The sequence below is a fragment of the Curtobacterium sp. 1310 genome, assembly GCF_017834105.1.
Classification (GTDB): domain Bacteria; phylum Actinomycetota; class Actinomycetes; order Actinomycetales; family Microbacteriaceae; genus Curtobacterium.
Map to the genome: position 1 here is coordinate 73,890 of NZ_JAFICY010000008.1, position 26,021 is coordinate 99,910.

Annotated in this window: 26 protein-coding genes; 10 read left to right on the plus strand and 16 right to left on the minus strand. The window is 72.4% G+C overall.

The genetic code is table 11. The annotated features are described in order from the left end of the window. Positions 1 to 354: 354 nt before the first annotated feature. A complete protein-coding gene (locus JOD95_RS15890) occupies positions 355 to 861 on the minus strand; it encodes a dihydrofolate reductase (RefSeq protein ID WP_209686065.1) in 507 nt (168 codons plus the stop codon). Then, positions 861 to 1,685 carry a thymidylate synthase gene (locus JOD95_RS15895; RefSeq protein WP_307810469.1) on the minus strand — a complete coding sequence of 275 codons (825 nt, stop codon included), beginning with the start codon at positions 1,683 to 1,685 and terminating at the stop codon, positions 861 to 863. Before JOD95_RS15895 ends, JOD95_RS15890 begins: the two co-directional genes overlap by 1 nt. Positions 1,686 to 1,763: 78 nt before the next feature. Between JOD95_RS15895 and JOD95_RS15900 the strand changes: the two genes are divergently transcribed. Further along, on the plus strand, positions 1,764 to 2,675 hold the full coding sequence (locus JOD95_RS15900) for a TIGR01777 family oxidoreductase (protein ID WP_209686067.1): 912 nt from the start codon (positions 1,764 to 1,766) through the stop codon (positions 2,673 to 2,675). Positions 2,676 to 2,785: 110 nt separating this feature from the next. Here the strand turns inward: JOD95_RS15900 and JOD95_RS15905 are convergent, their stop codons facing one another. Then, a complete protein-coding gene (locus JOD95_RS15905) occupies positions 2,786 to 3,253 on the minus strand; it encodes a hypothetical protein (protein ID WP_374191739.1) in 468 nt (155 codons plus the stop codon). Continuing rightward, complete coding sequence (locus JOD95_RS15910) at positions 3,250 to 4,002, minus strand: 4-hydroxy-tetrahydrodipicolinate reductase (RefSeq protein WP_209686068.1); 753 nt, start codon at positions 4,000 to 4,002, stop codon at positions 3,250 to 3,252. Before JOD95_RS15910 ends, JOD95_RS15905 begins: the two co-directional genes overlap by 4 nt. Positions 4,003 to 4,024: 22 nt before the next feature. On the opposite strand from JOD95_RS15910, the gene JOD95_RS15915 reads away from it, so the two are divergent. Further along, complete coding sequence (locus JOD95_RS15915) at positions 4,025 to 4,534, plus strand: GNAT family N-acetyltransferase (RefSeq protein WP_209686070.1); 510 nt, start codon at positions 4,025 to 4,027, stop codon at positions 4,532 to 4,534. 50 nt (positions 4,535 to 4,584) lie between these two features. Here the strand turns inward: JOD95_RS15915 and JOD95_RS15920 are convergent, their stop codons facing one another. Further along, on the minus strand, positions 4,585 to 5,187 hold the full coding sequence (locus JOD95_RS15920) for a histidine phosphatase family protein (RefSeq protein ID WP_066657952.1): 603 nt from the start codon (positions 5,185 to 5,187) through the stop codon (positions 4,585 to 4,587). Positions 5,188 to 5,192: 5 nt separating this feature from the next. Then, a complete protein-coding gene (locus JOD95_RS15925) occupies positions 5,193 to 6,527 on the minus strand; it encodes a pitrilysin family protein (protein WP_066653262.1) in 1,335 nt (444 codons plus the stop codon). Between the two features lie 245 nt (positions 6,528 to 6,772). On the opposite strand from JOD95_RS15925, the gene JOD95_RS15930 reads away from it, so the two are divergent. Both JOD95_RS15930 and JOD95_RS15935 read left to right on the plus strand, forming a co-directional pair. Further along, positions 6,773 to 7,420 carry a TetR/AcrR family transcriptional regulator gene (locus JOD95_RS15930; RefSeq protein ID WP_066653259.1) on the plus strand — a complete coding sequence of 216 codons (648 nt, stop codon included), beginning with the start codon at positions 6,773 to 6,775 and terminating at the stop codon, positions 7,418 to 7,420. Between the two features lie 124 nt (positions 7,421 to 7,544). Further along, positions 7,545 to 8,072, plus strand: coding sequence for a YbhB/YbcL family Raf kinase inhibitor-like protein (locus JOD95_RS15935; RefSeq protein ID WP_066653256.1), 528 nt, complete (start codon positions 7,545 to 7,547; stop codon positions 8,070 to 8,072). Between the two features lie 81 nt (positions 8,073 to 8,153). Here the strand turns inward: JOD95_RS15935 and JOD95_RS15940 are convergent, their stop codons facing one another. Next, positions 8,154 to 10,427, minus strand: coding sequence for a polyribonucleotide nucleotidyltransferase (locus JOD95_RS15940; RefSeq protein WP_209686072.1), 2,274 nt, complete (start codon positions 10,425 to 10,427; stop codon positions 8,154 to 8,156). A gap of 306 nt (positions 10,428 to 10,733) precedes the next feature. Between JOD95_RS15940 and JOD95_RS15945 the strand changes: the two genes are divergently transcribed. Continuing rightward, positions 10,734 to 11,945 carry a hypothetical protein gene (locus JOD95_RS15945; protein ID WP_209686074.1) on the plus strand — a complete coding sequence of 404 codons (1,212 nt, stop codon included), beginning with the start codon at positions 10,734 to 10,736 and terminating at the stop codon, positions 11,943 to 11,945. A gap of 27 nt (positions 11,946 to 11,972) precedes the next feature. Here JOD95_RS15945 and JOD95_RS15950 read toward each other — a convergent pair whose 3' ends face one another. The 3 genes from JOD95_RS15950 to JOD95_RS15960 all read right to left on the minus strand — a co-directional run bounded on the left by JOD95_RS15950 (position 11,973) and on the right by JOD95_RS15960 (position 13,564). Continuing rightward, the gene (locus JOD95_RS15950; protein ID WP_209686076.1) at positions 11,973 to 12,593 is read right to left on the minus strand and encodes a CE1759 family FMN reductase; all 621 of its coding nucleotides are present in this window, start codon (positions 12,591 to 12,593) and stop codon (positions 11,973 to 11,975) included. A gap of 154 nt (positions 12,594 to 12,747) precedes the next feature. Beyond that, positions 12,748 to 13,017 carry a 30S ribosomal protein S15 gene (gene rpsO / locus JOD95_RS15955; RefSeq protein ID WP_058742593.1) on the minus strand — a complete coding sequence of 90 codons (270 nt, stop codon included), beginning with the start codon at positions 13,015 to 13,017 and terminating at the stop codon, positions 12,748 to 12,750. 100 nt (positions 13,018 to 13,117) lie between these two features. Beyond that, the gene (locus JOD95_RS15960) at positions 13,118 to 13,564 is read right to left on the minus strand and encodes a VanZ family protein (protein WP_066653249.1); all 447 of its coding nucleotides are present in this window, start codon (positions 13,562 to 13,564) and stop codon (positions 13,118 to 13,120) included. A gap of 103 nt (positions 13,565 to 13,667) precedes the next feature. Between JOD95_RS15960 and JOD95_RS15965 the strand changes: the two genes are divergently transcribed. The 3 genes from JOD95_RS15965 to JOD95_RS15975 all read left to right on the plus strand — a co-directional run bounded on the left by JOD95_RS15965 (position 13,668) and on the right by JOD95_RS15975 (position 16,201). Next, complete coding sequence (locus tag JOD95_RS15965) at positions 13,668 to 14,768, plus strand: glycoside hydrolase family 6 protein (protein ID WP_209686078.1); 1,101 nt, start codon at positions 13,668 to 13,670, stop codon at positions 14,766 to 14,768. Positions 14,769 to 14,852: 84 nt separating this feature from the next. Further along, on the plus strand, positions 14,853 to 15,905 hold the full coding sequence (locus tag JOD95_RS15970; protein WP_209686080.1) for a M4 family metallopeptidase: 1,053 nt from the start codon (positions 14,853 to 14,855) through the stop codon (positions 15,903 to 15,905). Positions 15,906 to 15,922: 17 nt separating this feature from the next. Next, complete coding sequence (locus tag JOD95_RS15975; RefSeq protein WP_066653244.1) at positions 15,923 to 16,201, plus strand: protealysin inhibitor emfourin; 279 nt, start codon at positions 15,923 to 15,925, stop codon at positions 16,199 to 16,201. Here the strand turns inward: JOD95_RS15975 and JOD95_RS15980 are convergent. The 3 genes from JOD95_RS15980 to JOD95_RS15990 all read right to left on the minus strand — a co-directional run bounded on the left by JOD95_RS15980 (position 16,191) and on the right by JOD95_RS15990 (position 19,853). Continuing rightward, the gene (locus JOD95_RS15980) at positions 16,191 to 18,437 is read right to left on the minus strand and encodes an ATP-binding domain-containing protein (RefSeq protein ID WP_209686082.1); all 2,247 of its coding nucleotides are present in this window, start codon (positions 18,435 to 18,437) and stop codon (positions 16,191 to 16,193) included. The two genes, JOD95_RS15975 and JOD95_RS15980, sit on opposite strands and share 11 nt — an antisense overlap. 208 nt (positions 18,438 to 18,645) lie before the next feature. Continuing rightward, a complete protein-coding gene (locus JOD95_RS15985; RefSeq protein ID WP_066653239.1) occupies positions 18,646 to 19,482 on the minus strand; it encodes an aldo/keto reductase in 837 nt (278 codons plus the stop codon). Next, positions 19,482 to 19,853: an FKBP-type peptidyl-prolyl cis-trans isomerase gene (locus tag JOD95_RS15990; protein WP_058728797.1), complete on the minus strand. Its 372-nt coding sequence runs from the start codon at positions 19,851 to 19,853 to the stop codon at positions 19,482 to 19,484. Before JOD95_RS15990 ends, JOD95_RS15985 begins: the two co-directional genes overlap by 1 nt. Positions 19,854 to 20,066: 213 nt before the next feature. Between JOD95_RS15990 and JOD95_RS15995 the strand changes: the two genes are divergently transcribed. Both JOD95_RS15995 and JOD95_RS16000 read left to right on the plus strand, forming a co-directional pair. Continuing rightward, the gene (locus JOD95_RS15995; RefSeq protein ID WP_209686084.1) at positions 20,067 to 21,383 is read left to right on the plus strand and encodes an MFS transporter; all 1,317 of its coding nucleotides are present in this window, start codon (positions 20,067 to 20,069) and stop codon (positions 21,381 to 21,383) included. Between the two features lie 176 nt (positions 21,384 to 21,559). Beyond that, complete coding sequence (locus JOD95_RS16000) at positions 21,560 to 22,648, plus strand: YihY/virulence factor BrkB family protein (protein ID WP_066653237.1); 1,089 nt, start codon at positions 21,560 to 21,562, stop codon at positions 22,646 to 22,648. A gap of 103 nt (positions 22,649 to 22,751) precedes the next feature. Here the strand turns inward: JOD95_RS16000 and JOD95_RS16005 are convergent, their stop codons facing one another. The 3 genes from JOD95_RS16005 to JOD95_RS16015 all read right to left on the minus strand — a co-directional run bounded on the left by JOD95_RS16005 (position 22,752) and on the right by JOD95_RS16015 (position 25,915). After that, the gene (locus JOD95_RS16005; RefSeq protein ID WP_066653235.1) at positions 22,752 to 24,236 is read right to left on the minus strand and encodes an aspartate ammonia-lyase; all 1,485 of its coding nucleotides are present in this window, start codon (positions 24,234 to 24,236) and stop codon (positions 22,752 to 22,754) included. Between the two features lie 126 nt (positions 24,237 to 24,362). Continuing rightward, a complete protein-coding gene (locus JOD95_RS16010; RefSeq protein WP_066653232.1) occupies positions 24,363 to 24,659 on the minus strand; it encodes a hypothetical protein in 297 nt (98 codons plus the stop codon). Further along, positions 24,659 to 25,915: an inorganic phosphate transporter gene (locus JOD95_RS16015; protein WP_081984745.1), complete on the minus strand. Its 1,257-nt coding sequence runs from the start codon at positions 25,913 to 25,915 to the stop codon at positions 24,659 to 24,661. Before JOD95_RS16015 ends, JOD95_RS16010 begins: the two co-directional genes overlap by 1 nt. Positions 25,916 to 26,021: the final 106 nt, after the last annotated feature.

Here is a 26,021-nt window from a genome sequence, read left to right on the forward strand (position 1 = left end):
GCGTACCGGGGATGCGCGACGGCACCGCCGTCCGGTCGGACGGTGCGCGGCTCGCGGACGGTGCGACGCCGCGGCCCGTTCCGGCGCGGCTCGGCTGCGGCCGGGAGGCGCGGCCCGGCTCCGTGCGGGAGGCGCGGCTCGCGCACGGCGCGCGGCTGCGGCCGGGAGGCGCGGCTCGGCTCCGTACGGCGACTCGCGGTCCGGCAGGTGGACGCCGCGCGCTGGCGCGGTGCACAACCGGAAGCACGTCGCGCCACGGGATTGCGTGGCGCGACGTGCTTCGTGTTGTGCGCGAGCACGTCGCGCCGGCCGCGCCGGCCCGCGCCGGCCGCGCCGGCCGCGCTCCCGAGGGCGCTACGCGCGGCGGCGCCACTCCCGGAAGCGGTAGCGGGTGGCGTCGACGCGCGACTCCTGCCACGGGCCCTCGTCGACGAGCTCCCACGCGTCGTCGAGCGCCGGCGCGCGGGTGTCTCCCGGTACGTCACGGTCGACGATCGTCTCGGACACCCGGTCGGCGAAGGGCAGGGCGTCGGCGTAGACGGCTCCCCCGCCGATCACCCACACGGTCTCGTCGGTGTCGAGTGCGGTCGCCAGGTCGTGCACGACCTCGGCACCCTCCGCCGACCACGAGGGGTCCCGCGTCAGCACGACGTTCCGACGCCCCGGCAGTGGTCGGAAGCGCGGCGGCAGTGAGTCCCAGGTGCGCCGCCCCATCACGACCACGGCGTCGCCGGTGACCTGCCGGAAGTGCGCGAGGTCCTCCGGGACGTGCCACGGGATGCCGCCGTCGGCGCCGATCACACCGGACGCGGTGCGCGCCCAGACCATGCCGACACCGCGGACGGGCTCGGTCCAGGCCATCAGACGGCGACCGCGGCCTTGATCGCCGGGTGGTGCTCGTAGTCGACGACCGTGAAGTCCTCGTACACGTAGTCGTCGATCGAGTCGCGCGAAGCGATCTCGAGCGTCGGGTACGGGTACGCCGTGCGGGAGAGCTGCTCGCGGACCTGCTCGACGTGGTTGTCGTACACGTGGCAGTCGCCGCCGGTCCACACGAAGTCGCCGACCTCGAGCCCGGTCTGCGCGGCGATCATGTGCGTGAGCAGCGCGTAGGACGCGATGTTGAACGGCACGCCGAGGAACATGTCCGCGCTCCGCTGGTACAGCTGGCACGAGAGCTTGCCGTCGACCACGTAGAACTGGAAGAACGCGTGGCAGGGGGCGAGCGCCATCTCCGGCACGTCGGCGACGTTCCAGGCCGAGACGATGAGACGACGGGAGTCCGGGTTCGTCCGGATCTGCTCGATCACCTGGGCGATCTGGTCGACGTGCTCCCCCGACGGTGTCGGCCACGAGCGCCACTGCACGCCGTAGACCGGGCCGAGGTCGCCGTCCTCGTCCGCCCACTCGTTCCAGATGCGCACGCCGTGCTCCTGCAGCCACCGGGCGTTGCCGTCGCCGCGCAGGAACCAGAGCAGCTCGTAGGCGACGGACTTGAAGTGCACGCGCTTGGTCGTGACCAGCGGGAAGCCCTGCGACAGGTCGTACCGGAGCTGCGCGCCGAAGATGCTGCGCGTGCCGGTGCCGGTGCGGTCGCCCTTCGGCGCACCCTCCTCGAGCACCCGGCGCAGCAGGTCTTCGTAGGGAGTGGGGACGGTGGGATCGGGCTGCACGGTCTCGCTCACACGGAGAGCCTACGTCCACGACACGGCGAGCCTCCGTCCACGAGGAGAACCCGGGGCTCGCTGAGTACCGTGGGCCGCATGTCGACCCAGCCGCTCTCGATCCTCGTCGCCGGTGCGTCCGGCTTCATCGGGACCCCCCTCGTCCGCGCCCTGCGCGAGGCCGGACACCACGTCACGACCCTGACCCGCAGCGAACCCCGCACCGCGAGCGCGTTCCGCTGGTCCCCCGGCACGCGACCGCTCGACCCGGCGGTGCTCGACGGCGCGGACGTGGTGATCAACCTCGCCGGCGCGAACATCGGCAGGCTGCCCTGGACCGAGTCGTACAAGCGGGAGATCCTCGACTCGCGCGTGCAGGCCACCGAGACCCTCGTCGAGGCGATGCGCCACGCGACGAACCCTCCGGCGCTCTTCCTGTCCGGGTCGGCCTCGGGCGTGTACGGCGACCGTCCCGTGGACGTCCTCGACGACGACGACGAGGCCGGCCGGGGCTTCCTCGCCGACGTCTGCACCCAGTGGGAGGCCGCCGCGACCGCAGCCCCCGAGGGCGTCCGCGTCGTCCTGCTCCGCACCGGCATCGTGGTCGGGCAGGGCGGCGGCGCACTCGCACCCCTCGTGCCGCTCACCAAGGCGGGACTGGGCGGCAAGCTCGGCACCGGTGGCCAGTTCTGGCCGTGGATCGCGCTCGAGGACGAGGTCGGCGCGATCGTGCACCTCGCCACCAGCCCGGAGGCCGCCGACGTGCGCGGCCCTGTCAACCTCGCCGGACCGGAGGCCGCGGTGTCGAACCGCATCACCCGCCGCGTCGCCGAGGACCTGCACCGCCCCTACCTGTTCAGCGTGCCGGCCTTCGCCCTGCGCACGCTGCTCCGCGAGGCCGCCGACGAGATGCTGCTCTCGAGCCAGCGCATGGTGCCGCGCAAGCTCACCGGCTCCGGCTACCGGTTCCGGTACGAGCACGCCGAGGACGCGGTCGACGCGGCCTTCTGACCCGACGACCGGAACGACCCGACGAACCGGAACGACCCGACGACCGGAACGACCCGACGACCCGGCGGACGGGAGGCCCGTGGCGGACACCGCCACGGGCCTCCCGTCCGTCAGCGGGTCGCCGCCGCCTTCACCAGTGCGGTCCGCATCGCCGCTCGCGCGCGCTTGCGGTCACCGGCGGCGTCGTAGACGAGGCCCAGTCGGTACCAGCCGCGCCAGTCCTCGGGGTCGGCCTCGACGGCGTCCCGGTACCGCGGGAACAGCTCGTCGGCTGCCTCGCGCGTGGGGCGCCCCGACGGGCGGACGGGGACGACGTCGTCCGGGGTCGCGCCCTCGCGCTCGAGTCGCGCGCCGAGCCGTGTGATGCGCAGCCCGAAGCGGACCTCGAGCACGAGCAGCAGCGCGCCGATCGCCGCGACGACGAACAGCGCGACGCCGATGCCGATGCCGATCGGCTGACCGGTCGCCACGAACGCGACCGCACGCTGACCGACGAGCCCGATGTAGAGCGCGAGCAGCAGGGTCATCAGCGCCGCACCCCAGAACGGGGAGCGGAGGGACCGCCAGGTCGACGTCACGGCTGGCCGATGCCGAGGACGCTGCCGAGCCCGACGGTCAGGCCGCGGGCACCGACCACGGCGGACAGCGCCGCCCGGACGCCTGCGACGTACGCCACGTCGTCGTTCGTGTCGTGGCGGATCGTGACGGTCTCACCGGGGCCGCTCAACAGCACGTCCTGCACCGCCTTCACCCCCGGCAGGCGCAGGGAGTGGATCGGGACGCTCGCCACCTGCTGCCCGCGGGCACGCTGGTCGACGTGCGGGGCGTCGACGGGACCGACCTCGCGACGGGCGTCCGCGATGAGCTCGGCGGTCCGGACGGCGGTGCCCGACGGGCTGTCGATCTTGCCCGCGTGGTGCGTCTCGACGATCTCGACGGACGGGAACCACGGCGCGGCGATCGTGGCGAGGTGCGTGGCGAGCACCGACCCGATCGAGAAGTTCGGGACGACGAGCACACCCTGGTCGGGCCGTGCCTCGAGCCCGGAGCGGAGCGTTGCGAGGCGGTCGAGCGACCAGCCGGAGGTCCCGACGAGGACGTTCGCGCCGCTCGCCAGGGCGTGGTCGACGATCGCGGGGCTCAGCGCGGGCACGGTGACGTCCACCACGACGGCTGCTCCGCCGAACACCGACGGCGGTGCCTCGTGCACGGCGTCCTTCGAGGACAGCGACGCGACGAGTTCGAAGCCGTCGAGCGACTCCACGACGGAGGCCACCAGGCCCCCGAGACGACCGGTGGCGCCGACGACGGCGACGGGAGTGACCATGGCTCCATCCTAGGATCGACGCATGCCGCTCCAGGTCAGGTCCGTGCCCGCCGACGCACCCGAGGTCGACGCGCTGCTCGACGCCTACCTCGACGAGCGCGAGGCGACCTTCCCGAGTGCGCAGGGCTCGTACTCGCGGAAGCGCACCCCGGCCGTCGAGTTCACGGCGCCGAACGGCGTGTTCGTGGTCGCGTACGAGGTCGACGAGGACGGGGCGCTCCCGATCGGGTGCGGCGGCCTGCGACGGATCGCCGCCCGTGCGGACGGCGATGCCACCCCGGACGACGACGCACGGTTCGAGGTGAAGCACGTCTACGTCTCCCCCGCCGGACGGGGTCGGGGCGTCGCGACCGCGGTGATGGACGCACTGGAGGGCGCCGCGCGGGACCTCGGCGCGACGAGCGTCGTCCTCGACACGAACGACTCGCTCGTCGCCGCGGGTGCGATGTACCGGAGCCGCGGGTACGAGCGCACCGCGGCGTTCAACGAGAACCCCAACGCGACCGCCTGGTACTGCAAGCCGGTGCGCTGACCGGTGTCGTGCCTCCCGGCCGGCCCCGTGGCGCGCTGGGCGGTGCGCCGCTAGACGGGTTGTTCGACCGGCAGACCCGTGCGGAGCTCCACCGGCAGGTGGGCCAGGTCGTTGAGGGTGACCACCTCGGCCGGCTTCGCGGAGCGGATCCGGATGATGGTGAGCGCCGTGTGCGCCACGTTGGTGCCCATCCAGCGCCACTCCGGTGCCTGGAAGGCCTCGCGGACGAACCAGCCGATCACGGCGTTGTGCGTGATGAGCAGGTCGTGGCGGTCCTCGCGCGCCGGGGTGAACCACTCGGCGACGGCGTCGCCCATCTGGGCCTGCCCGGCGACGATCTCCTCTTCCGTCACGCCGCCGTACCATCCCTGGTACGCGTGCGGCATGTCCGGCGTCGGTCCCGACGGGATGCAGTCGAAGAGCAGCGTCGAGGGCTCCGGCTGGATCGAGGGCAGCCGCTGTGCGAGGTACGCAGCCGTCTCGCTCGGGGCGTCGAGCGGCGAGTGGTACACGCCGTCGAAGGGCACCCCGCCGAGGCGGTCGGCGACGAGCACTGCCTGGCGCTTGCCGCGTTCGGAGAGCTTGCCGTCGCGGAGTCCGTGCTCGGCGTCCTGGTGTTCACCGTGCCGGACGAGGTACAGGTAGTGCGACACGTCCGTCACCCCTCGACGCCGATGGCCGCGGCGAGTTCGTCCCGCTGCACGGCTCCCACCACCGAGGTGATCGTGGGTCGGGTGAGCAGGTCGCGCGCCAGGTCGAGCACGTCGCCGGCGGTGACCCGGTCGACCCGCTGCAGCGCGGTGCCGAGGTCGGTGAACTCCCCCGTGCCCAGTTCGGACCGGCCGAGGCGGGTCATCCGGGCGTCGGAGTCCTCGAGCGAGAGCGTCAGGGCTCCCTCGATCTGGCCCTTGGCGCGGCGGAGCTCGTCCTCGGTGATGCCGTCGTCGACCATCCGCGCGAACTCGGCGTCGATGATCTCGACCACGCCGGCGACGTTGTCCGGGGCACAGCCGGCGTAGACGCCGAAGGCGCCGTTGTCGAGGTAGGCCGGGGCGAAGGAGGACACGGCGTAGGCGAGTCCGCGGCGCTCGCGGACCTCCTGGAAGAGGCGCGAGCTCATGCCCCCGCCGAGCACGGCGTTCAGCACGCTGAGCACCGGGCGGCGTTCGTCGCGGAGGTCCAGCCCCTGCGAACCACGGAGCATGCTGACCTGCTCGGTCGGCCGGTGCGCGACGGCGAGGCGCGGCACCGCCGGGTCGGCGACGGGCTGCGGAGAGCGCCGGGCGAGCGGCGAGGCCCGCGGGGCGTCGCGGAAGACGCGCTCGACGAGTTCGCGGAAGCGGTCGTGGTCGACGGCACCAGCGGCGGTGACGACGATGCCGTTCGGTGCGTAGTGCTCCCGGTAGTGGTCGAGGACCTCGTCGCGCCCGACGGCACGGATGCTCTCGGGTGTCCCGCCGATCGGACGGCCGAGGGGGTGCCCGTCGAAGGCAGCGGCGAAGAAGGCCTCGCCCGCGACGTCCGCCGGGTCGTCGGCGGCCATCGCCAGCTCCTCGAGGATGACGCCGCGCTCGACGGCGAAGGCGTCCGCGTCGAGCACCGAGCCGGTGACCATGTCGCCGATCACCCCGACCGCCATCGGGACGTCGGTGTCCCGGACCCGCGCGTAGTAGCAGGTGTACTCCTTGGCGGTCGCGGCGTTGTGCTCACCGCCCACGGAGTCGAACGCGATGGCGATGTCGAGTGCGCTGCGTCGACCGGTGCCCTTGAAGAGCAGGTGCTCGAGGAAGTGCGTGGACCCGAACTGCCCTTCGCGCTCGTCACGGGACCCGACACCGACCCAGAAGCCGAGGCTCGTGGAGCTCGCCCCCGGCACCGACTCGGTGAGGACCCGGACACCGGACGGCAGCACGGATCGACGGACGAAGGCACCACCGGACGTCAGGAAGGACGTGTCCTGGGCCTCGAGCGGCAACGGCACTGGCTGGTTCATCGCAGGAGAGCCTACTGACCCGGCAGGGCCGATCATCCAGATTCCACAGGCTCGCGGCGCGTGCCTCGAACTGGGGTACATCCGAGGAGGATAGAAAGACTCGTCTGTCTGTCCTCACTGTGGTACAGTCGTCACATCGGGTCGGAAGCCCCCCTAGATTCCGACCCGGTGGCTCGGGACATCAGTCCTGCGCGGCGGAGTCCCCCCACTCCCCCGCGGAGCCGATGAGTCCGAGGAGCAGCGCTGTGACGGTCGATTCCCCCCAACCGGCCGTCCAGCGCCTCCCCGGCCCGAGCACGAACCTCGCGTCGCCGGACGGGTCGAGCGTCCCCCCGGCTCCCCGCTCCGGCGGCGCGAAGGTCCGCATCCTCGAGACCGCGTCGAGACTCTTCTACGAAGAGGGCATCCGCGGCGTCGGCGTCGACCGCCTGATCTCCGAGGCGAGCGTCACGAAGGCGACGTTCTACAAGCACTACGGGTCGAAGGACAACCTGATCCTGGCCTACATCCGGGCGCAGGACGAGCGGGTGCAGCAGGCCTTCGCGCGCCTGGTCGAGGAGGCAGCCTCCCCGGTCGAGGCCGTCCGCGCCTGGGTCTCCGCCGTCTCGGACGACGTCGGCCGACCGGACTTCCGCGGCTGCGCCTTCCTCAACGCCGCTGCCGAGTACCACGATCCCCGCGACCCGGTCCGCCAGGTCGTCGCCGCGCACCGCGACTGGTACACGGAACAGCTCTTCGCGCTGCTGCAGCGCGCCGGACACCCGATGCCGGGCGACGGCGCCGACGAGCTCATGCTCGCGCGCGACGGCGTCATGGCCGGTGCGTACGCCGGCGACGCCATCGCGGCCACCGCCGCGCTCGGGCGGGTCGTCGAGCGCGTCATCACGCGCTGACCACGACGGGCGCGTCCGACGCCTCCCGGGTGGGCAGCGGACGGACGGGAGGCACGTGGCGGCGCCGTCCCGCGCCTCCCGTCCGTCCCATCCACGGGACAGGACGCGGGTGTTGGCTGGACGCATGGCCAACGACCCCAACTGGAACCTCCCCGAGGTCCCCTCGTTCACCCTGACCAGCCCCGACTTCAGCGACGGTGGCGCACTGCCCGACTGGGCACGCGGCTCCGACGCCGGTGGTGAGGACCGCTCCCCCGCGCTCGAGTGGTCCGGCGCCCCCGACGGCACGCAGAGCTACGTGCTCACCGTGTACGACCCCGACGCGCCGACCGGCTCGGGCTTCTGGCACTGGAGCCTGACGGACGTCCCGGCCTCGACCACGTCGCTCCCGCAGGGCGCCGGCACCGACGACGCGCTGCTGCCCGCCGAGGCGCTGCGGCGTCGCAACGAGTACGGCACGGACACCTTCCTCGGTGCCGCCCCGCCCGCCGGCCACGGTCCGCACCGCTACGTCTTCACCGTCAGCGCCCTCGACGTGCCGGTGCTCGAGGCCCCCGCCGACGCCACGCCGGCGGTCGTCGGCTTCCTGCTCCGCGAGCACCTGCTCGGCCGCGCGCAGCTCACCGGCACGCAGGAGACCCCCGCTTCCTGACGCCGCCCGGGACACGGCGACGGCCGCCGCTCCAGCAGGAGCGGCGGCCGTCGTCGTGTCAGCAGCGCGAGGCGCGAGGGATCAACCCTCGGCGTTGTCCTCGGTGTGCTTCTCGTGGCCCTCGCGGCCCTCGGTGTCCACCTCGTCGGCGACGACCGGCGCGAGCGAGAGCTTGCCGCGGTCGTCCACCTTGGTGACCTCGACCAAGACCTTCTGGCCGACGCCGAGCACGTCCTCGACGTTCTCCACGCGCTTGCCACCGGCGAGCTTGCGGACCTCGGAGACGTGGAGCAGACCGTCGCGGCCCGGGAGCAGCGACACGAAGGCACCGAACGTCGCGATCTTGACGACCGTGCCGAGGAACTGGTCCCCGATCTCCGGGTTCGTCGGGTTCGCGATGGCGTTGACCTGCGCACGGGCGGCCTCGGCCGACGGGCCGTCGACGGCGCCGATGTAGACCGTGCCGTCGTCCTCGATCGAGATGTCGGCGCCGGTCTCGTCCTGGATCCCGTTGATCGTCTTGCCCTTCGGGCCGATCAGCTCGCCGATCTTGTCGACGGGGATCTGCACCGAGATGACGCGCGGAGCGGTGTCCGCCATCTCGTCGGGGGCGTCGATCGCCTCGGTGAGCACACCGAGGATGGCCGAGCGGGCCTCCTTGGCCTGCTTCAGCGCGGCGTCGAGGACCGACGACGGGATGCCGTCGAGCTTCGTGTCGAGCTGGATGGCGGTGACGAACTCGAAGGTACCGGCGACCTTGAAGTCCATGTCGCCGAGGGCGTCCTCGGCACCGAGGATGTCGGTCAGCGCCGCGTAGCGGGTCTGGCCGTCGACGGTGTCGGAGACGAGGCCCATCGCGATGCCCGCGACCGGCGCGCGCAGCGGCACACCGGCGTTGAGGAGCGACAGGGTCGAGGCGCAGACGGAGCCCATCGACGTCGAACCGTTGGAGCCGAGGGCCTCGGACACCTGACGGATGGCGTAGGGGAACTCCTCGCGCGACGGCAGCACCGGCACGAGGGCGCGCTCGGCGAGGAAGCCGTGCCCGATCTCGCGACGCTTCGGCGAACCGACGCGACCGGTCTCACCCGTCGAGTACGGCGGGAAGTTGTAGTGGTGCAGGTAGCGCTTCTTCGTGACGGGCGACAGCGAGTCGATCTGCTGCTCCATCTTGAGCATGTTCAGCGTGGTGACGCCGAGGATCTGCGTCTCGCCGCGCTGGAAGATCGCCGAGCCGTGGACGCGCGGGATCACGGCGACCTCGGCGTCGAGCGGACGGATGTCGGCGAGGCCGCGACCGTCCATGCGGACCTGCTCGGTCAGGATGCGGCCGCGGACGACCTTCTTCGTGACCGACTTGTACGCTCCGCTGACCTGGCCGTTGGCGGACTCGGGGAGCTCCCCGGCCTCGACCTTGGCGGCGACGGCCTCCTTGACGCGGGCCTTCAGGGCGTCGTCCTTGTCCTGACGCTCGAGCTTGCCGGCGATCTGGTAGACGTCCTTGAGCTCGTCGAGGGCGAGGGCCTCGACGGCGGAGTAGACCTCGGGGGCGTACGGCGGGAAGACCGGGTAGTCCTGGATCTCCTTGGCCGACTGTGCGGCCATCTTCGCCTGCGCCTCGACGAGGACCTTGAGGAACGGCTTGGCCGCCTCGAGGCCCTGCGCGACGATCGCCTCGTCGGGCTTGGTGGCGCCGCCCTGGATGAGGCCCCAGGCGTGCTCGGTCGCCTCCGCCTCGACCATCATGATCGCGACGTCCTCGTTGCCCTGGTCGTCGGTGACGACACGGCCGGCGACGGTGAGGTCGAAGACCGCTTCCTCGAGCTGCGAGGCCTTCGGGAACGCGACCCACTGGTCACCGATGAGCGCGAGGCGCACACCGGCGATCGGGCCGGAGAACGGCAGACCGGAGATCTGCGTCGACGCGGACGCCGCGTTGATCGCGAGCGCGTCGTAGAACTCGTCCGGCGCGATGCTCAGGACGGTGATGACGATCTGGACCTCGTTGCGCAGGCCGTCGACGAACGACGGGCGCAGCGGCCGGTCGATGAGACGGCAGACGAGGATCGCCTCGGTGCTCGGACGGCCTTCGCGACGGAAGAACGAACCGGGGATCTTGCCGGCGGCGTACGAGCGCTCCTCGACGTCGACCGTCAGCGGGAAGAAGTCGAAGCCCTCACGCGGGTGCTTGCCGGCGCTGGTGGCCGAGAGGAGCATGGTCTCCTCGTCGAGGTACGCGGCGACCGCGCCCTGGGCCTGCTGTGCGAGGCGGCCGGTCTCGAACCGGACGACGCGCTTGCCGAACTTGCCGTTGTCGATGACGGCTTCGGCGAACTTGATCTCGGGACCCTCCAAAAGGGTGCCTCCTTGACGTGTTCGGCAGACCTGGGCGACGGCACTCGTGGTGCGTGCGCGCCGAGGGGTCGGGGCGCATGTCTGGCCAGCAGTAGAAGCACTCGGGACTCCGAACGGCCCGCGAGCCACCACCGATGACCAGCTCCGTGCCCGGTCTGCGCAGTGTTGTGTGCCAGCTCCGCGAGTGTGACGTCCGGAGCGTGACGTCCGGAGAACGGTCCCCGGACGATGAGGACTTTACCAGTCCTCAGGCACCCGGCGGGTGTTGCTCCTGGCGAACGGGCGTGTCCCCGGTAGCCTGCCGACATGCGCATCAGCCCTCCCCGGCGCGTGCTCGTCGCGGCCGCCGTGGTCGTGGGCGCGCTCGTCGCACCGGTCGTCACCGCCCTGCCCGCGAGCGCGTCGACGACGGAGTACCCCACGTGGCAGGACGTGCAGCGCGCGAAGGGGGACGAGCAGGCCGCGGCCGCAGAGGCGACGAAGGTGCAGGCGGCACTGCGGTCCGTGCAGGCCGACGCCGCGGCGAAGTCGCAGACCGCCCTCGACGCCTCCGAGGCCGCCGACCGTGCCGAGGCGGACCTCGCGTCGGCGACGCAGACCGCCACGGCGCTCCGGTCCCAGGCCGACACCGCCGAGCGCACCGCCACCCAGGCGCAGGACCGTGCGGGGCAGCTCGCCGCGACCCTGTACCGGGACGGCAGCCAGAACGCGATGACCACGCGCATCGCCACCACGGACGACCCGGACCAGCTGCTCTACCAGCTCGGCGCCGTCGACCAGCTCTCGAGCACGTGGGAGGGCGTCCTCGAGGACGCCTCGGTCGCCGGCCGCACGGCGGAGTCGCTGCACGACCAGGCCGAGCGTGCCGAGTCCGAGCGGAGCACCCTCGCCGCCGCCGCCGAGGAACGGTCCGCCACGGCCCGGACGGCCTCCGACGCCGCCGAGCGGGCCGTCGCCGACACCCAGCAGCACAGCGACGAGCTCTACGCGCAGCTGGCCACCCTGAAGGACACCACCGCCACGACCGAGCAGCGGTACGAGCTCGGCGTGCAGGTCGCCGCACAAAAGGCCGCGCAGCAGCGGGCGCGCGAGCGAGCCGCCGCAGCCCAGCGCGCGGCGGCGGCAGCCGCCCCCTCGGCCCCGGCGCCGGTCGCGACCAGCGGCGGGACCGACACGTCCTACCCGAGCACGGGCGGCGTCACGGTCGACCCGGCCGGTGCGCAGGCGTACGCCCGCAGTGCGATCGGCGCCTACGGCTGGGGCGGAGACCAGTTCTCGTGCCTGGTCTCCCTCTGGAACCAGGAGTCGGGCTGGCGGGCCAACGCCCTCAACGCCTCGAGCGGTGCGTACGGCATCCCCCAGTCACTGCCCGCGAGCAAGATGGCGGTCGCCGGGGCGGACTGGCGGACGAACGCCGCCACCCAGGTCAACTGGGGGCTGGCGTACATCCACGACGCCTACGGCTCGCCCTGCGCGGCGTGGAACCACGAGATGAGCGTCAACCCGCACTGGTACTGACCGGCCGACACCGTCCGGTACCGCGGGTCAGTGGCCGAGGCCACCGAGCAGGGACGCGAAGTCGGTCGGCGCGGCGAGCGTCTCCTGCTGCGGCGTCCGCCGGGAGGCGCGGATCGCCCAGGCCAGGTCGACCCCGGCCCGGCGGATGCGTGCGTCCAGCGCGGCGGAGTCCGCCTCGCTCCCCCAGTCGTCGGTCGCGGCGAAGACACCGGTCGGTACGACGGCGGCGCGCAGGTACGCGAACACCGGGCGGAAGGCGTGGTCGATCGCGAGCGAGTGCCGTGCGGTGCCCCCGGTCGCCGCGAGCAGCACCGGCAGGTCGGTCACGCCGTCCTTGTCGAGCACGTCGAGGAACGACTTCGCCAGACCGCTCATCCCCGCGGTGAAGACCGGGGTGACGAAGACGAGCGCGTCGGCCTCGAGCACGGTGCGCTGAGCGGCGGCCAGGCCCGGTGCGGCGAACCCGGTGAGCATCGCGTCGACGATCTCGTGGGCGATCGGACGCAGCTCGACGTGGCGGACGTCCACCGTGCCTCCCGGCTGGTCGACCGAGACGGCGGCGACCGCGGACGCGGCGAGCCGATCCGCGAGCAGGCGGGTGGAGCTGGGCTCGGAGAGCCCGGCGGAGACGACGGCGATGGTGGTCATGGCAGTTCCCGACTTTCGATGCGTTTGCATGAACATCGTACCGAACCGTGGCCGGGGCGCAACCATTCCCGGTCGTGGCCGGCCGGGGACGAGGAACGCCCCGGTCCTCACGAGGAGGACCGGGGCGTTCGGTCACGCAGTGTCTGCGAGTCGACTAGCGACGCAGGCCGAGGCGCTCGATGAGCGCACGGTAGCGGCTGATGTCGACGTCGGAGAGGTACCCGAGGAGACGGCGACGCTGACCGACCATGAGCAGCAGACCACGACGCGAGTGGTGGTCGTGCTTGTGCTCCTTGAGGTGCTCGTTCAGGTCGTTGATGCGACGCGTCAGAACGGCGACCTGGACCTCGGGGGATCCGGTGTCGCCCGGGTGGGTCGCGTACTCTTCGATGATCTCCTGCTTGACCTTCGCGTCAAGTGCCATGGATGATCCCCTTCCTGTCCGTTGCGCGGTGCTCATGCCTGATGCATGGGCGCTCTTTGTCCGCGGCCGTTCGACGGCAACCGGACGAGACTACCAGAGATCAGGCAGGGCGGGCGCGCAGCCGCTGCCGTCGCGGCACCGGCAGCAGGCTCCGGACGAGCCCGACGAGGGTGGCACCGAGCAGCCCGCCGAGACCGTTCGACAGCACGTCCCGCGGATCCGCGACCCGGTACGGCAGGAAGCGGGCCTGCGCGAGCTCGATCCCGACCGACAGCACGACCGCGACCACGGCGCCCAGCAGCCACCAGCGACGCGGCAGCCACAGCGCCGCGATCATCCCGACGGGGACGAACATCCCGATGTTCGCGAGGAACTCGACCCGGTCGTAGGTGAACCAGGCACCGTGCGGCAGCTGCTGCAGCCAACCGATCACGTGCAGCACGAGCTCGTCCTGCGCGTGCGTGAAGACCCGCGGCGTGAGGGTCATCCGCCAGATCACCCAGGCGTAGCCGGCGGTGAGGGCGAGCAGCAGGAGCTTCCGGAACATCCGGTCAGTATCGCTGCCGGCTCCTGGCAGCCGGCCGCGCCCCACCTGGGCGGACGCCGGGCCACCCTGGCACGACGCTGTGGCCTGCTGCCAGCATGGACGCATGCCGGAGCAGGGGACGCGCGGCCGCACCAGGGGCAGCGGACGACGACAGTGGGCGGTGCTCGCCGTCGGAGCGGTCGTCGCCGTGGCCGTGGGCGGGCTCGTCCTCTCCACGGTGTCGGGGTCCGACGACGGTCCGGACGGCACCGGCACCCCCGGCGCGACGACGACGAGGAGCAACGGTGTCGAGCCGGGCCGGGCGATCGCGGAGCGCGAGTCGGCCGCGACCGCGTTCCCGGGCGGCCTGGCCCACCAGCCGGACCAGGACGGACAGGCTGCGCGCCGAGCCGCGGAGGCCCGGGCGGACGGCGAACGCGCGACCGCCGAGCAGATCGACGTCATCGCGGACCAGCCCGTCGCGACCTGGCTGACGAACCCCTCCGAGTCCGTCACCCGACAGGTCGTCCGGCGGGTGGTCCGGGGCGCCGAGCAGCAGCACCGCACGCCCGTCTTCGTCCTCTACGCGATCCCGGACCGCGACTGCGGCAGCTACTCCGCCGGCGGCACCGCCGAGGACGCCTACCTGCCGTGGGTGCGGTCGGCCGTCCGGGCGATGGCCGGCTCGCACGCGGTCGTGCTCGTCGAACCGGACTCGATCGCGCAGATCCACGTCTGCGAGCGCCTCGGCCGGGAGCGCCTGCGACTGCTGGACCTCGCCGTGGACGAGCTCGCCGGACACGGGTTGACGGTGTACCTCGACGGCGGCAACGAGGACCGGGTCCCCGTCACCGAGATGGCACGGTGGCTGCGGGCGGCCGGGGTCGACCGGACGCAGGGCTTCGCGACGAACGTCTCGAACTTCTACCGGGTGGACACGGAACGCGCGTACGCCGACCGGTTGGCGGACGCGATCGGTGGCGACCCGCACTTCGTGATCGACGTCTCGCGGAACGGGCAGGGCTGGCGCGGCACCTGGTGCAACCCCGAGGGTGCGGGACTCGGACAGGCACCGCACGTCACCGCGGGGTCCACCCGGCTCGACGCCCTGCTCTGGGTGAAGACGCCCGGGCTCAGCGACGGCACCTGCAACGGCGGGCCGGCGGCCGGGCAGTGGTGGGAGTCGTACGCCCTGGCGCTGGTGGAGCACCGCCAGCGCGACTGACCCGCCGGGCCCCCGCAGCCCCAGCCGGCCAGCCGCTCCGGACCGGGCAGCACCGTCGTCGGTCGTCGGTGGTTCCATGGCGCCATGACCGCCACCCGCCGCCACTCCGTCGTCCCGCCGTACCTGCTGCGCGCCGTCGCCGCCGCGTCGCAGCACCCCCGCGCGGCCTCGGCGGCACGGACCGCGCTGGCCGAGATGGACGTCGTCACCGCTCCGAAGCACGAGCACCGCGTCCGACCGCAGGGCATCAGCGGCTCGGTCGACCGCTCGCCGCAGCGCACCGTCGCCGACGCGCGCGGCACGACCACCCTGCCCGGCACGGTCGTCCGGCGCGAGGGCGACCCCGACTCCGGTGACGCCGCGGTCGACGAGGCGTACGCCGGACTCGGCGCGACGCACGCGTTCTGGCTCGACGTGTTCGGCCGGGTGTCGATCGACGGCGCCGGGCTCCCCCTCGACGCCACGGTGCACTACGGGCAGGACTACGACAACGCCTACTGGGACGGGCGGCGCATGGTGTTCGGCGACGGGGACGACGAGGTGTTCCGGCGCTTCACGGTCGCGCTCGACGTCATCGGCCACGAGCTGGCCCACGGCGTGACCCAGTACACCGCCGACCTGACGTACCAGGGGCAGTCGGGCGCGCTGAACGAGTCGGTGAGCGACGTGTTCGGTTCGCTGGTCGCGCAGTACGCCGCCGGGCAGACCGCCGACCAGGCCACGTGGCTGATCGGCGAGGGGCTCTTCACCGACGCCGTGCACGGCGTGGCACTCCGGTCGATGCGGGCCCCGGGGTCCGCGTACGACGACCCGGTGCTCGGGAAGGACCCGCAGCCGGCGACCATGGCCGACTACGTCGAGACCACCGAGGACTCCGGCGGCGTGCACCTGAACTCGGGCATCCCGAACCACGCATTCTTCCTCGCTGCGACCACCATCGGCGGGTACGCGTGGGAGGGCGCGGGAGCCGTCTGGTGGGACGCCCTGACGTCGCCCGAGACCACCGAGGACATCGACTTCGCCGGCTTCGCACGGGTCACGGTCGACGCCGCCGCGGCACGCTTCGGGCAGGGCTCGACGGAGCACGCCGCGGTCGAGGACGCCTGGCGGAGCGTCGGCGTGCTCACCGGTCCGTGACGGCGTAGAACCGGAGCATGCAGATCGTCGTCCGCCGCAGTGGTGGGTTCGCCGGCCTCTCGCGGGGCTGGCGGATCGACACCGACTCGTGCGACGACCCGGACGCCTGGGACGACCTGGTCGGCGCCCTCCCGCGCGAGGCCCCGGCGCGGCGGCGGCAGGCGGTGCCCGACGACTTCACGTGGACGGTGAGCGTCGCCCGCACCACCGTCACGATCCCCGGCAGCCAGCTCGACGGCGCGTGGGCGGCCCTCGTCGCGCGGGTGCGCGACGAGGGCGAGCCGATCAGTCGGTGACGTCGACGACGACCAGCCGTCGCGTCGGTCGCGTCATCGCCACGTAGACCGCGGCCGCGGCGCGTGCCGCGTCGGCGCCGACCCGGTCCGGGTCGACGAGCAGGACGCCGTCGAACTCGAGGCCCTTCGCGTCCGCTCCCGAGAGCACCGTGACCGACCCCGGCCGCGGTGAACCGAGCCCGCGGACGTCGGCGTCGGTGCGGGCGAGTCGGTCGCGGACGGCGGTGAGCTCGGCCTCGGGCACGATGACGCCGATCGTGCCCGAGCCGATGCGCTCCCGCTCGGCGTCCACGTGCTCGGCGACCGTGTCGAGCAGCGCCGCCCGGGGCACGGACACGCGGTCGACCGGGTCGCCGTCGCGCACGGCCTCGGTGCGCGTGACCGCCAGTCCGGCGGCGTCGGCGAACGCACCCGCCGCCTGCACGATGGAGCGCGGCGTGCGGTAGTTGACCGTGAGCTCGGCGATCCGGTGGTCGAGCGGGACCACGGGCGCACGTCCGCGACGGCGGCGTGCGAGCGCACCGACGACGTCGTCCCACGTGCGCGCGGCGGCCGGCGAGGAACCCTGCGCCATGTCACCGACGATCGTGAACGACCGCAGCGGGTTCCGGCGGGCGAGGACCCGCCACTGCATCGGTGAGAGCTCCTGGGCCTCGTCGACGACGATGTGCCCGTAGGTCCACTCGCGGTCCTCGGCGGCGCGCTCGGCCGTCGTGCGGGGATCGCCGCCCTCGGCGAAGGACCCCGCGACCTGCTCGGCGGAGACGATGCCCTCGACGCCCATGTTCTCGATCGCCTGGCGGGCGTTCTCGATGTCGCGGTTGCGGCTGGCCTTGGCCGCGCGCTTCGCGGCACCGCCGGTCGGGTCGAACGGCCCGAGGAGCTCGGCGGCCTCGTCGAGGAGCGGGACGTCCTCGATCGTGAAGCCCGCGCCACGCGGTCGCTGGAGCAGTGCGCGGCGTGCGGGTGTCCAGTCCGGCGTGAGCGAGGCGAGCCAGTTCGGGCGCGCGTACAGGTCCTCGAGGAACTTCTCCGGCGGCAGCGGCAGCCACGCGGTGTTGAGCAGGACACGGGCGTCGTACGAGCTGCGGATGTCCTCGCGCAGGACCTTCTCGTCGGCCTCGTCCACCGTCGTGCCGCGGGCGCGGAGCTGGTCGGCGAGCAGGCGGGTCATCGCGTCGAGGGCGATCTTGTTGAAGGTCACCCGGGCGACGTTGTGCGGCTTCCCGCGGTCCTGCGCCCGCTTGAGGGCGTCGGCGACGAGCTGCGGTGGCACCGTGAGCCGCTCCCCCTCGACGTCGAGCACGACCGACTCGGTCGGGACGACCTGGCGGGAGCGGACGGCACGGCGGAGCAGCGACGCCATCTGCGCCGAGCCCTTCACCGCGGCGACGTCCCCGTGGTCGTGCATCGTCGCGTGCACGCCCGGGTACAGCGACCCGAGCGAGGCCATCACCACGCCGGTCTCGCCGAGCGACGGCAGCACCTGCTCGATGTACGTCAGGAACGCCGGGGACGGCCCGACCATGAGCACGCCGGAGCCCCGGAGCCGGTCGCGGTGCGTGTACAGCAGGTACGCGGCGCGGTGCAGCGCCACGGCGGTCTTGCCCGTACCGGGGCCGCCCTGCACGATGAGGACACCCTCGAGCGCGGAGCGGATGATGCGGTCCTGCTCGCCCTGGATCGTCGCGACGATGTCGGTCATCCGACCGGTGCGCTCGGCGGTGACCGCCGCGAGCAGCGCTCCCTCGCCCTGCAGGTGCGTGCGCTCGTCGTCGTACAGGGTCGCGTCGAAGACCTCGTCCTCGACGTTCACGACCGTGCGACCCTCGAGCGTCAGGTGACGGCGGGCGCGCATGCCCATCGGGTGCGCTGCGGTCGCCTGGTAGAAGGCGCTCGCACCGGGGACGCGCCAGTCGAGCAGGAGCGGTCGGTGCTCGACGTCGCGGAGGCCGACGCGGCCGATGTACCGGAACGTGTCGTCGGGCGACTCCGGCTCGGACACCTCGAGCCGACCGAAGACCAGGCGGTCGCCGACGCGGTCGAGCGTGGCGATCGTGTCCTCGTACAGGCGTGCGTAGGCGTCACGCTCGCTGCGGCTCTGGTGGTTGCCGCCGACCGCCTGGCGGCGGGTCTCGGCGAGACGCTGCTCGGCCTCGGCCGTCAGCTCGTCGAGACGGGTGAAGAGACAGTCGACGTAGCTACGTTCGCGGTCGGTCTCGGTCGGTTCGGACACACGCCACCCTTCGGGAAACAGGGGTGTCCAGTGTAGTCCCGCCGGGCGACCTCCGGGGGCGACGAGACGCACGGGCGACCGGGGGACGGACGGGAGGCGCGGTGTCGGCCGACACCCCTCCCTCGCAGGCTCGGTCGGCGCGCCCCGCGCGACGCTTCGCGTCGCCGCTCAGCGGGGCGCGCCCGTCCGTCCGTGGGGGCGGGAGCCCCTACATCTCCTCGTGCGTGTCGGGGTCGCCGTCCCAGAGACGCCCGCGCTCGAGCCCGGAGATCGCGCGGACCTCGTCGTCGGTCAGCGCGAAGCCGAAGACGTCGAGGTTCTCCCGCTGCCGGTCCGCGTCGCCGGACTTCGGCACCGGGACCGCGCCGAGCTGGACGTGCCAGCGCAGCACGACCTGGCCGGGCGTCACGCCGTGCGCGGCCGCCGCGTCGAGGACCGGCTGCTCGGTGAGCAGCTCGGACTGCTTCGCGAGCGGGCTCCAGCTCTCGGTGACGATGCCGTACTCGGCGTGCACCTTGCGGAGCTCGGCCTGCGGGAAGTACGGGTGCAGTTCCACCTGGTTCACCGCCGGGGCGACACCGGTGGCGTCGATGATCGCCTTCAGGTGCTCGGGCGTGAAGTTCGAGACGCCGATCGAGCGGACCTTGCCGCTGTCCCGGAGGTCGACGAAGGCCTTCCACGTGTCGACGAACTTCCCGACCGACGGGTTCGGCCAGTGGATGAGGTACAGGTCGACGCGGTCCAGCCCGAGGTTGCCGAGCGTCTCGTCGATCGAGCGGTGTGCCTCGTCGTAGCCGTGGTGCCGCCCGGGCAGCTTCGACGTGACGACGAGGTCCTCGCGGTCGACCTCCGACTCGCGCACGGCGCGGCCGACGGCGTCCTCGTTGCCGTAGTTCAGCGCGGTGTCGAGCAGCCGGTAGCCGCTCGTGATCGCCGCGCCGACCGCTGCGGTGCCCTCGTCGCCGTTCAGCCCGTAGGTGCCGAGGCCGAGCTCCGGGAAGCGGTGGCCGTCGTTCAGCTCGATGGTGGGCGCGCCGACCTGCATCAGCGGACCCCGAGCAGGTCGATGATGAAGATGAGGGTCTTGCCGGAGAGGAAGTGCCCGCCGCCGGCCGGGCCGTAGGCGAGCTCCGGCGGGACGGTGAGCTTGCGGCGCCCGCCGACCTTCATGCCGGGGATGCCCTCCTGCCAGCCACGGACGAGTGCTGCGAGCGGGAAGTCGATCGGCTCGCCCCGGTTCCACGAGCTGTCGAACTCCTCGCCGGACTCGTACTCGACGCCGGCGTAGTGCACCTTGACGGTCGAGCCGGGCTGCGCGACGTCGCCGTCACCCTCGACGATGTCGGTGATCACGAGCTCGGTGGGGGCCGGGCCCTCGGGGGCGTCGAACTCGGGCTTGCTGTTGAGGTCAGTCATGGCGTCAGTCAACCAGCTGGGGTGTGGTGGCTTCCCCGGCGGCGCGGGCGTCTCGCTCCCCGCGAACGGGCGCGATCCGTCACGCTCAGCGGACGAACGCGACACACTCCGCCCGCTCGCGTCGCCGGAGTGCGCAGATTCCGCCCGCTCGCGTCGCCGGAGCCCGCAGATTCCGCCCGCTCGGGGCGGCGCAGGCCGCAGAATGGTTCCACCGTGACACGACCTGACACCGAACCCCGCCGCCGCCTGCTCGCCGACCTCACCCCGCTCCGCCGCTCCCCCGCGTTCGCGCGGCTCTGGGCCGGCACGGCGATCGCCGGCATCGGCACGCAGATGACCACCGTGGCGGTCGGCCTCGAGGTCTACGAGATCACCCGCTCGACCTTCGCGGTCGCGCTCGTCGGCGTGATCGCCCTCGTCCCGATGATCGTCGCCGGGCTCTACGGCGGGATGCTCGCGGACGCCTTCGACCGGCGGCTCGTGGCCCTCGTGTCCGCGATCATCGCCTGGGCCGCGGTCGCGCTCATCGCCACGCACGCCTGGCTCGGGCTGCACAGCGTGGCGCTCCTCTACGTGCTCGCGACCGTCAACGCCGTCGCCGCGACCGTGAGCAACGCCTCGCGTTCGGCGATCGTCCCCCGGCTCGTCGGGACGGACCTGCTCCCGGCGGCGAGCGCCCTCGGTGGCATCGCGTCCGGGTTCCAGGTGACGGTGGGCCCGGCGATCGCCGGTGTCCTCATCGCGAGCGTCGGCTTCGCACCGACCTACACGATCGACGTCGTGCTCTTCACGTTCGCCTTCCTCGGCGTCTTCACCCTCCCCCGGATGGCGGCGGAGCACGACGCCCTCCGCCCCGGGCTGCGCTCCCTGGTCGAGGGTGCGCGGTTCCTCAGGCGGTCCCGCAACATCACGATGACGTTCGTGCTCGACATCGTCGCGATGACGTTCGGCCAGCCGCGCGTGCTCTTCCCGGCGATCGGGGCGCTGGTCATCGGCGGCGGGTCGATCACGGTCGGCACCCTGACCGCCGCCTACGCCGTCGGCGCGCTGCTGTCGAGCGTGTTCTCCGGCCCGCTCGGGCACGTGCGACGCCAGGGCGAGGCCGTCGGCTGGGCGATCACGGCGTACGGCGCGGCGATCGCGGCGTTCGGCGTCGTCATCGCGGTGGCGCACCTGCTCGGCGGTCGGTCCGGCGAGGCCTTCGGCATCGAGATCCTGCCCGCACTCGGACTCGCGGCGCTGTTCCTCGCGGCGGCGGGCGGCGCGGACAACGTCAGCTCTGTGTTCCGGAACACGATCCTGCAGGCGGCCTCGCCCGACGGGATGCGCGGACGGCTGCAGGGCATCTTCATCGTGGTCGTGACCGGCGGCCCGCGCCTCGGCGACCTGTACGCCGGGCTCGTCGTCGCGGCCGGCATCGCGTACCCGCCGATCATCGGCGGCGTGCTGATCATCGGCCTCGTGGCACTGCTGCTCCGGCTGGTGCCCTCCTTCCGCCGGTACGACGCACTCGACCCGCACGCGAACTGACCGGCGGGTGCCGGCCCCGTCAGGTCCGAGACTCGGCCTAGCGGACGAGACTCGCGCGCGGGAACGGCGAATTTGTCCGCGGGGCCGAGTCTCGTGCACCTGCCCGAGGACGGGAGGCGCGTGGCGGTGCCGCACCGCGCCTCCCGGCCGTCGTGGGGTCGGGTACGGTACATCGCATGCCCGACAGCGCCTCGCGCGACCTGCAGCGGACCGGCGTCCGCGCGGTCGTCCGGCGCACCTACCACTCGGTGATCCGCCACCGCGTCGTGGACGCCGCGGCCTCCCTGACGTTCTTCGCCCTGCTGACCGTGTTCCCCGCGGCGCTCGCCGTGGTGTCGGCCCTGTCCGTCGTGGACCGGCAGGGCGACAGCCTGACCGACATCATCCAGGTGCTGGGCTTCATCGTCCGCCCCGAGACCGCGCAGCACCTCGAGGGGCCGCTGCGCCAGCTGCTGACGCTCGACAACCCGTGGGTGGGCTTCTCGATCGGGCTCGTCCTGACGCTGTGGTCGCTCTCCGGGTACGCCACGGCGTTCGGACGCGCGATGAACACCGCCTACGAGGTCGAGGAGGGCCGGCGGATCTGGAAGTTCCGCAGCATGATGCTCCTCGTCACGTTGCTCGTGATGGTGGGCGGGGCGATCGCGATCGTCATCCTGCTCGGCACCCCGACGATCTCGGCAGCGATCGTCCGGCAGCTGGGGTGGGCGCCGTGGATCGACGACCTGTGGAACGTGGCGAAGTGGCCCGTGCTCGCCGTCGTCCTCGTGGTGATGGTGGCGGTCCTCTACTACGCGACGCCGAACGTGAAGACCCCGCAGCTGCGGTGGGTGTCGGCCGGAGCGGCGTTCGCGATCGTGACCTGGGCGGTGGCGACCCTCGGCTTCTCGATCTACGTCGAGACGGTCGGCGGCAGCGGGAACCGGGCCTACGGGTGGCTCGGCGGCGCGATCCTGCTGCTCGTGTACCTGTACATCTCGAACTTCGTGCTCGTCGTCGGCGGGGAGCTCGACTCCGAGGTCATCCGGATGCGTCAGCTCCTCGCGGGCATCGAGGCTGACGAGTCGATCCGACTGCCGCTGCGCGACGTCACGCGGAACTTCACGCTCGCACGCTGGCGCGACCAGGACATCGCTGCGGCGCACCGGGTCCGGCTCGCCGCGCAGCAGCGTGCCGAGGACGAGCACGAGGAGCCCTCGCCGACCGAGGAGCACCTGCGCGCGATGTCGCACCAGGTGCGGGTCGGCGAGCCCCCGCTGCCCTAGGCTCCAGCGCTCGCGCGGCGCTTCGCACGACGCAACGTCGGCGACGCCTCGCAGCGCTGTACCGCTGCGCAGTGCCGCCGAGGTTGCGTCCCGCGGGACGGGGTCAGCGCTCGCGCGCGACCCGCTCCGCCTCGGCGTCCAACATCTCCTCGGTGACGATCGGGATCGCCCCCGTCGCGAGCTCGATGCCCGACAAGCGCGCCGGCGACAGGACCCGCTGCACCTGGTCCTCGTCCATCAGCCCCGCCGCCGTGACGAGCGTCGCGATCGGCGTCGAGGTCGTCAACGCGGTGTGCGCGATCGACGCCGCGGCCGCGTAGCCGATGTAGGGCGTCAGCGCGGTGACGACGCCGACGTTGGTGTCCACCTGCGCGGCGAGCTTGGCCTCGTTCGCCTCGATGCCCGTGACGCAGTTCACCCGGAGCGTGGCGCACCCGCTCGCCATCCACTGCAGCGACTGCAGGATCGAGTGGGTGATGATCGGCTCGAAGGCGTTGAGCTGCAGCTGCCCGCCCTCGGCGGCCATCGTCACCGTGGTGTCGGCACCGGCGACGGCGAACGCGATCTGGTTCACGACCTCCGGGATCACCGGGTTGACCTTGCCCGGCATGATCGACGACCCGGCCTGGCGCGCGGGCAGCGTGATCTCGCCGAGCCCCGCCTGCGGCCCCGACGCGAGCAACCGCAGGTCGTTGCAGATCTTCGACAGCTTGGCCGCGCTGCGCTTCACCGTGCCGGACAGCGTCATGAAGGCACCGGCGTCACTCGTCGCCTCGATCAGGTCGGGTGCGGTCACGATGTCGAGCCCGCTGGCGACCTGCAGCTGCCGACGGACCTCGTCGCGGTACTGCGGGTCCGCGGTGATGCCCGTGCCGATGGCCGTCGCCCCGAGGTTCGTCTCCGCGAGCAGCGGCGAGACCGTGCGGAGGAGCAGGACGTCCTCCTGGATGGTGTGCGCGAACCCGGTGAACTCCTGCCCGAGGGTCATCGGCACGGCGTCCTGCAGCTGCGTGCGCCCGACCTTCAGGACGTCCTGGAACGCCCGGCCGCGCTCGGCGAACGCGTCGGAGAGCAGTTCGAGCTGCTCGGTGAGCCGCCGCACCCCCAGGATCATCGCCAGCTTGATGCTCGTCGGGTAGGTGTCGTTCGTCGACTGGCTGCGGTTCACGTGGTCGATCGGGTGCAGGTACGCGTAGTCGCCCTTCTCACGCCCGAGGATCTCGAGGGCGCGGTTGGCGAGCACCTCGTTCGTGTTCATGTTCGTCGACGTCCCCGCGCCGCCCTGCACGACGTCGACGACGAACTGGTCGCGGAGGCTCCCGTCGCGGACCTCCTGCGCCGCCTGGTCGATGGCGTCGGCACGCTCGGCGTCGAGCACCCCGATGGCCTTGTTCGCCCGTGCGGCGGCCTGCTTCACGGTCGCGAGCGCCTCGACGAGGTCCGGGTACACCGCGATCGGCACCGACGTGATCGGGAAGTTCTCGAGCGCCCGGAGGGTGTTGATGCCCCAGTACGCGTCGGCGGGGACCTCGAGGGATCCCAGCGAGTCGGTCTCGGTCCTGGTGCGCGCTGCTTCGTTGCCGGTCACCCTGTCGAGGCTAGCCCGTCCGGCCGGTCGGGTCCGGTAAGTGGGCGCGCGTGGTGACCGACGACGGACGGGAGGCCCGTGGCGGCGTCGCCACGGGCCTCCCGTCCGTCAGGTGGACGTGACCCGTCAGTGGAACTGCGGGACGATCAGGTAGATGCCGTAGAGCACGGCCAGGCCGGAGACGGCGAAGCACGCGACGGCGAGCGCGCGGAACGCGCGGACGCCGGGCTGGACGGTGCCGGGCTGGGGGAAGCCGGCCGTGGCGGGGCCGACGGTGCCGTCGTCCTTCACGGTGTACTTGCCGGCGCGCGTGTCGGCGGCGCTCCAGAGGCGCAGGCCGATCGAGTAGACGAGGACCACGAAGCACGCGGAGACGACCGCGACGATCGCCACGGTGAGGAATGCAAACCAGTCGATGCCCATCAGCGGCGCCCTCCGTTCCGTCCGGCCATGCGGCGCAGGGTGCGCTCACGGCTGAGCTCGGCGCGCCGCTCGGCGACCTGGGCGGCACGCTTCTTGCGCTGCATGTCGCGGAGCTCCTTGCGGGTGAAGACCGCGTTGGCGGCCACGTCCACCTCGATCGCGGCGGCCTGGTCGTGCGGCTTCCGCAGCGACCAGAGGTAGAGCCCGAGGATGACGGCGGCGCCGACGACCGCGTCGATGACGAGTCCCCCGACACCGAGCCGGGCGATGCCGGACGCGATCGCGCCGACGGCTGCGGCGGCCGGCAGCGTGATGAACCAGGCGACGACGATCTTGCCCGCCGTCGACCACTGGATCTTCGAGCCACGACGGCCGAGCCCGGCGCCGATGATCGAGCCCGACGACACCTGCGTGGTCGAGAGCGCGAAGCCGAGGTGGCTGGACGCGAGGATGGTGGCTGCGGTGGACGCCTCGGCGGCGAAGCCCTGGGTGGCGCGGATCTCGGTCAGACCGGACCCGAGGGTGCGGATGATGCGCCAACCACCGGTGTACGTGCCGAGTGCGATCGCGAGCGCACACGCGACGACGACCCAGAACTGCACGCCCTGGTTCGCCGACTGCGCGCCCGAGGCGATCAGCGTCAGCGTGATCACGCCCATCGTCTTCTGCGCGTCGTTGGTGCCGTGCGCGAGGGAGACCATCGAGCTCGTGAACACCTGGCCGATGCGGAAGCCGCCGCGCTCGTTCGGGAAGACCGGACGACGGGTCACGCGGTAGGCGATGCGCGTGGCGAGGAGCGAGACCAGCGCGGCGATCACCGGCGACAGGAACGCGGGGATGATCACGACGGTCAGCAGCGCGGCGTAGTTCACGGAGTCGAAGCCGGCTCCGACGATCGCGGCACCGATGAGCCCGCCGAACAGCGCGTGCGAGGACGACGACGGCAGACCGCGCAGCCACGTGATCATGTTCCAGACGACCGCGCCGATCAGGCCCGCGAAGATCATCTCCGGGGTGATCGCGACGCCACCGGGGCCCTCGTTGATCAGGCCGTGCGAGATCGACGTCGCGACGGCGGTGCTGAGGAACGCACCGACGAGGTTGAGCACCGCGGCGACCGTGACGGCCACCTTGGGCTTCATGGCACCGGTGGCGATCGGTGTCGCCATCGCGTTGGCGGTGTCGTGAAAACCGTTTGTGAAGTCGAAGAAGAGGGCCAACGCGATGACCAGGACGACTATGAGTGTGATGTCCACCGCGGGCAAGTGTCGCAGCCGATCGGCTCCGGGGCAAACCCTGTCGTCCGCCGCCGCGCCACCCGACCTGCGGGATCGTTCAGCCTGCGAATCATGTCGATGGGAG

Excerpts from the sequence above, each read along its gene's own strand:
- JOD95_RS15890 (WP_209686065.1), bottom strand. The coding sequence starts at position 861 with ATGGCCTGGACCGAGCCCGTCCGCGGTGTCGGCATGGTCTGGGCGCGC.
- JOD95_RS15900 (WP_209686067.1), top strand. The coding sequence starts at position 1,764 with ATGTCGACCCAGCCGCTCTCGATCCTCGTCGCCGGTGCGTCCGGCTTC.
- JOD95_RS15910 (WP_209686068.1), bottom strand. The coding sequence starts at position 4,002 with ATGGTCACTCCCGTCGCCGTCGTCGGCGCCACCGGTCGTCTCGGGGGC.
- JOD95_RS15915 (WP_209686070.1), top strand. The coding sequence starts at position 4,025 with ATGCCGCTCCAGGTCAGGTCCGTGCCCGCCGACGCACCCGAGGTCGAC.
- JOD95_RS15925 (WP_066653262.1), bottom strand. The coding sequence starts at position 6,527 with ATGAACCAGCCAGTGCCGTTGCCGCTCGAGGCCCAGGACACGTCCTTC.
- JOD95_RS15935 (WP_066653256.1), top strand. The coding sequence starts at position 7,545 with ATGGCCAACGACCCCAACTGGAACCTCCCCGAGGTCCCCTCGTTCACC.
- JOD95_RS15945 (WP_209686074.1), top strand. The coding sequence starts at position 10,734 with ATGCGCATCAGCCCTCCCCGGCGCGTGCTCGTCGCGGCCGCCGTGGTC.
- JOD95_RS15950 (WP_209686076.1), bottom strand. The coding sequence starts at position 12,593 with ATGACCACCATCGCCGTCGTCTCCGCCGGGCTCTCCGAGCCCAGCTCC.
- rpsO (WP_058742593.1), bottom strand. The coding sequence starts at position 13,017 with ATGGCACTTGACGCGAAGGTCAAGCAGGAGATCATCGAAGAGTACGCG.
- JOD95_RS15960 (WP_066653249.1), bottom strand. The coding sequence starts at position 13,564 with ATGTTCCGGAAGCTCCTGCTGCTCGCCCTCACCGCCGGCTACGCCTGG.
- JOD95_RS15965 (WP_209686078.1), top strand. The coding sequence starts at position 13,668 with ATGCCGGAGCAGGGGACGCGCGGCCGCACCAGGGGCAGCGGACGACGA.
- JOD95_RS15970 (WP_209686080.1), top strand. The coding sequence starts at position 14,853 with ATGACCGCCACCCGCCGCCACTCCGTCGTCCCGCCGTACCTGCTGCGC.
- JOD95_RS15975 (WP_066653244.1), top strand. The coding sequence starts at position 15,923 with ATGCAGATCGTCGTCCGCCGCAGTGGTGGGTTCGCCGGCCTCTCGCGG.
- JOD95_RS15985 (WP_066653239.1), bottom strand. The coding sequence starts at position 19,482 with ATGCAGGTCGGCGCGCCCACCATCGAGCTGAACGACGGCCACCGCTTC.
- JOD95_RS15990 (WP_058728797.1), bottom strand. The coding sequence starts at position 19,853 with ATGACTGACCTCAACAGCAAGCCCGAGTTCGACGCCCCCGAGGGCCCG.
- JOD95_RS16000 (WP_066653237.1), top strand. The coding sequence starts at position 21,560 with ATGCCCGACAGCGCCTCGCGCGACCTGCAGCGGACCGGCGTCCGCGCG.
- JOD95_RS16010 (WP_066653232.1), bottom strand. The coding sequence starts at position 24,659 with ATGGGCATCGACTGGTTTGCATTCCTCACCGTGGCGATCGTCGCGGTC.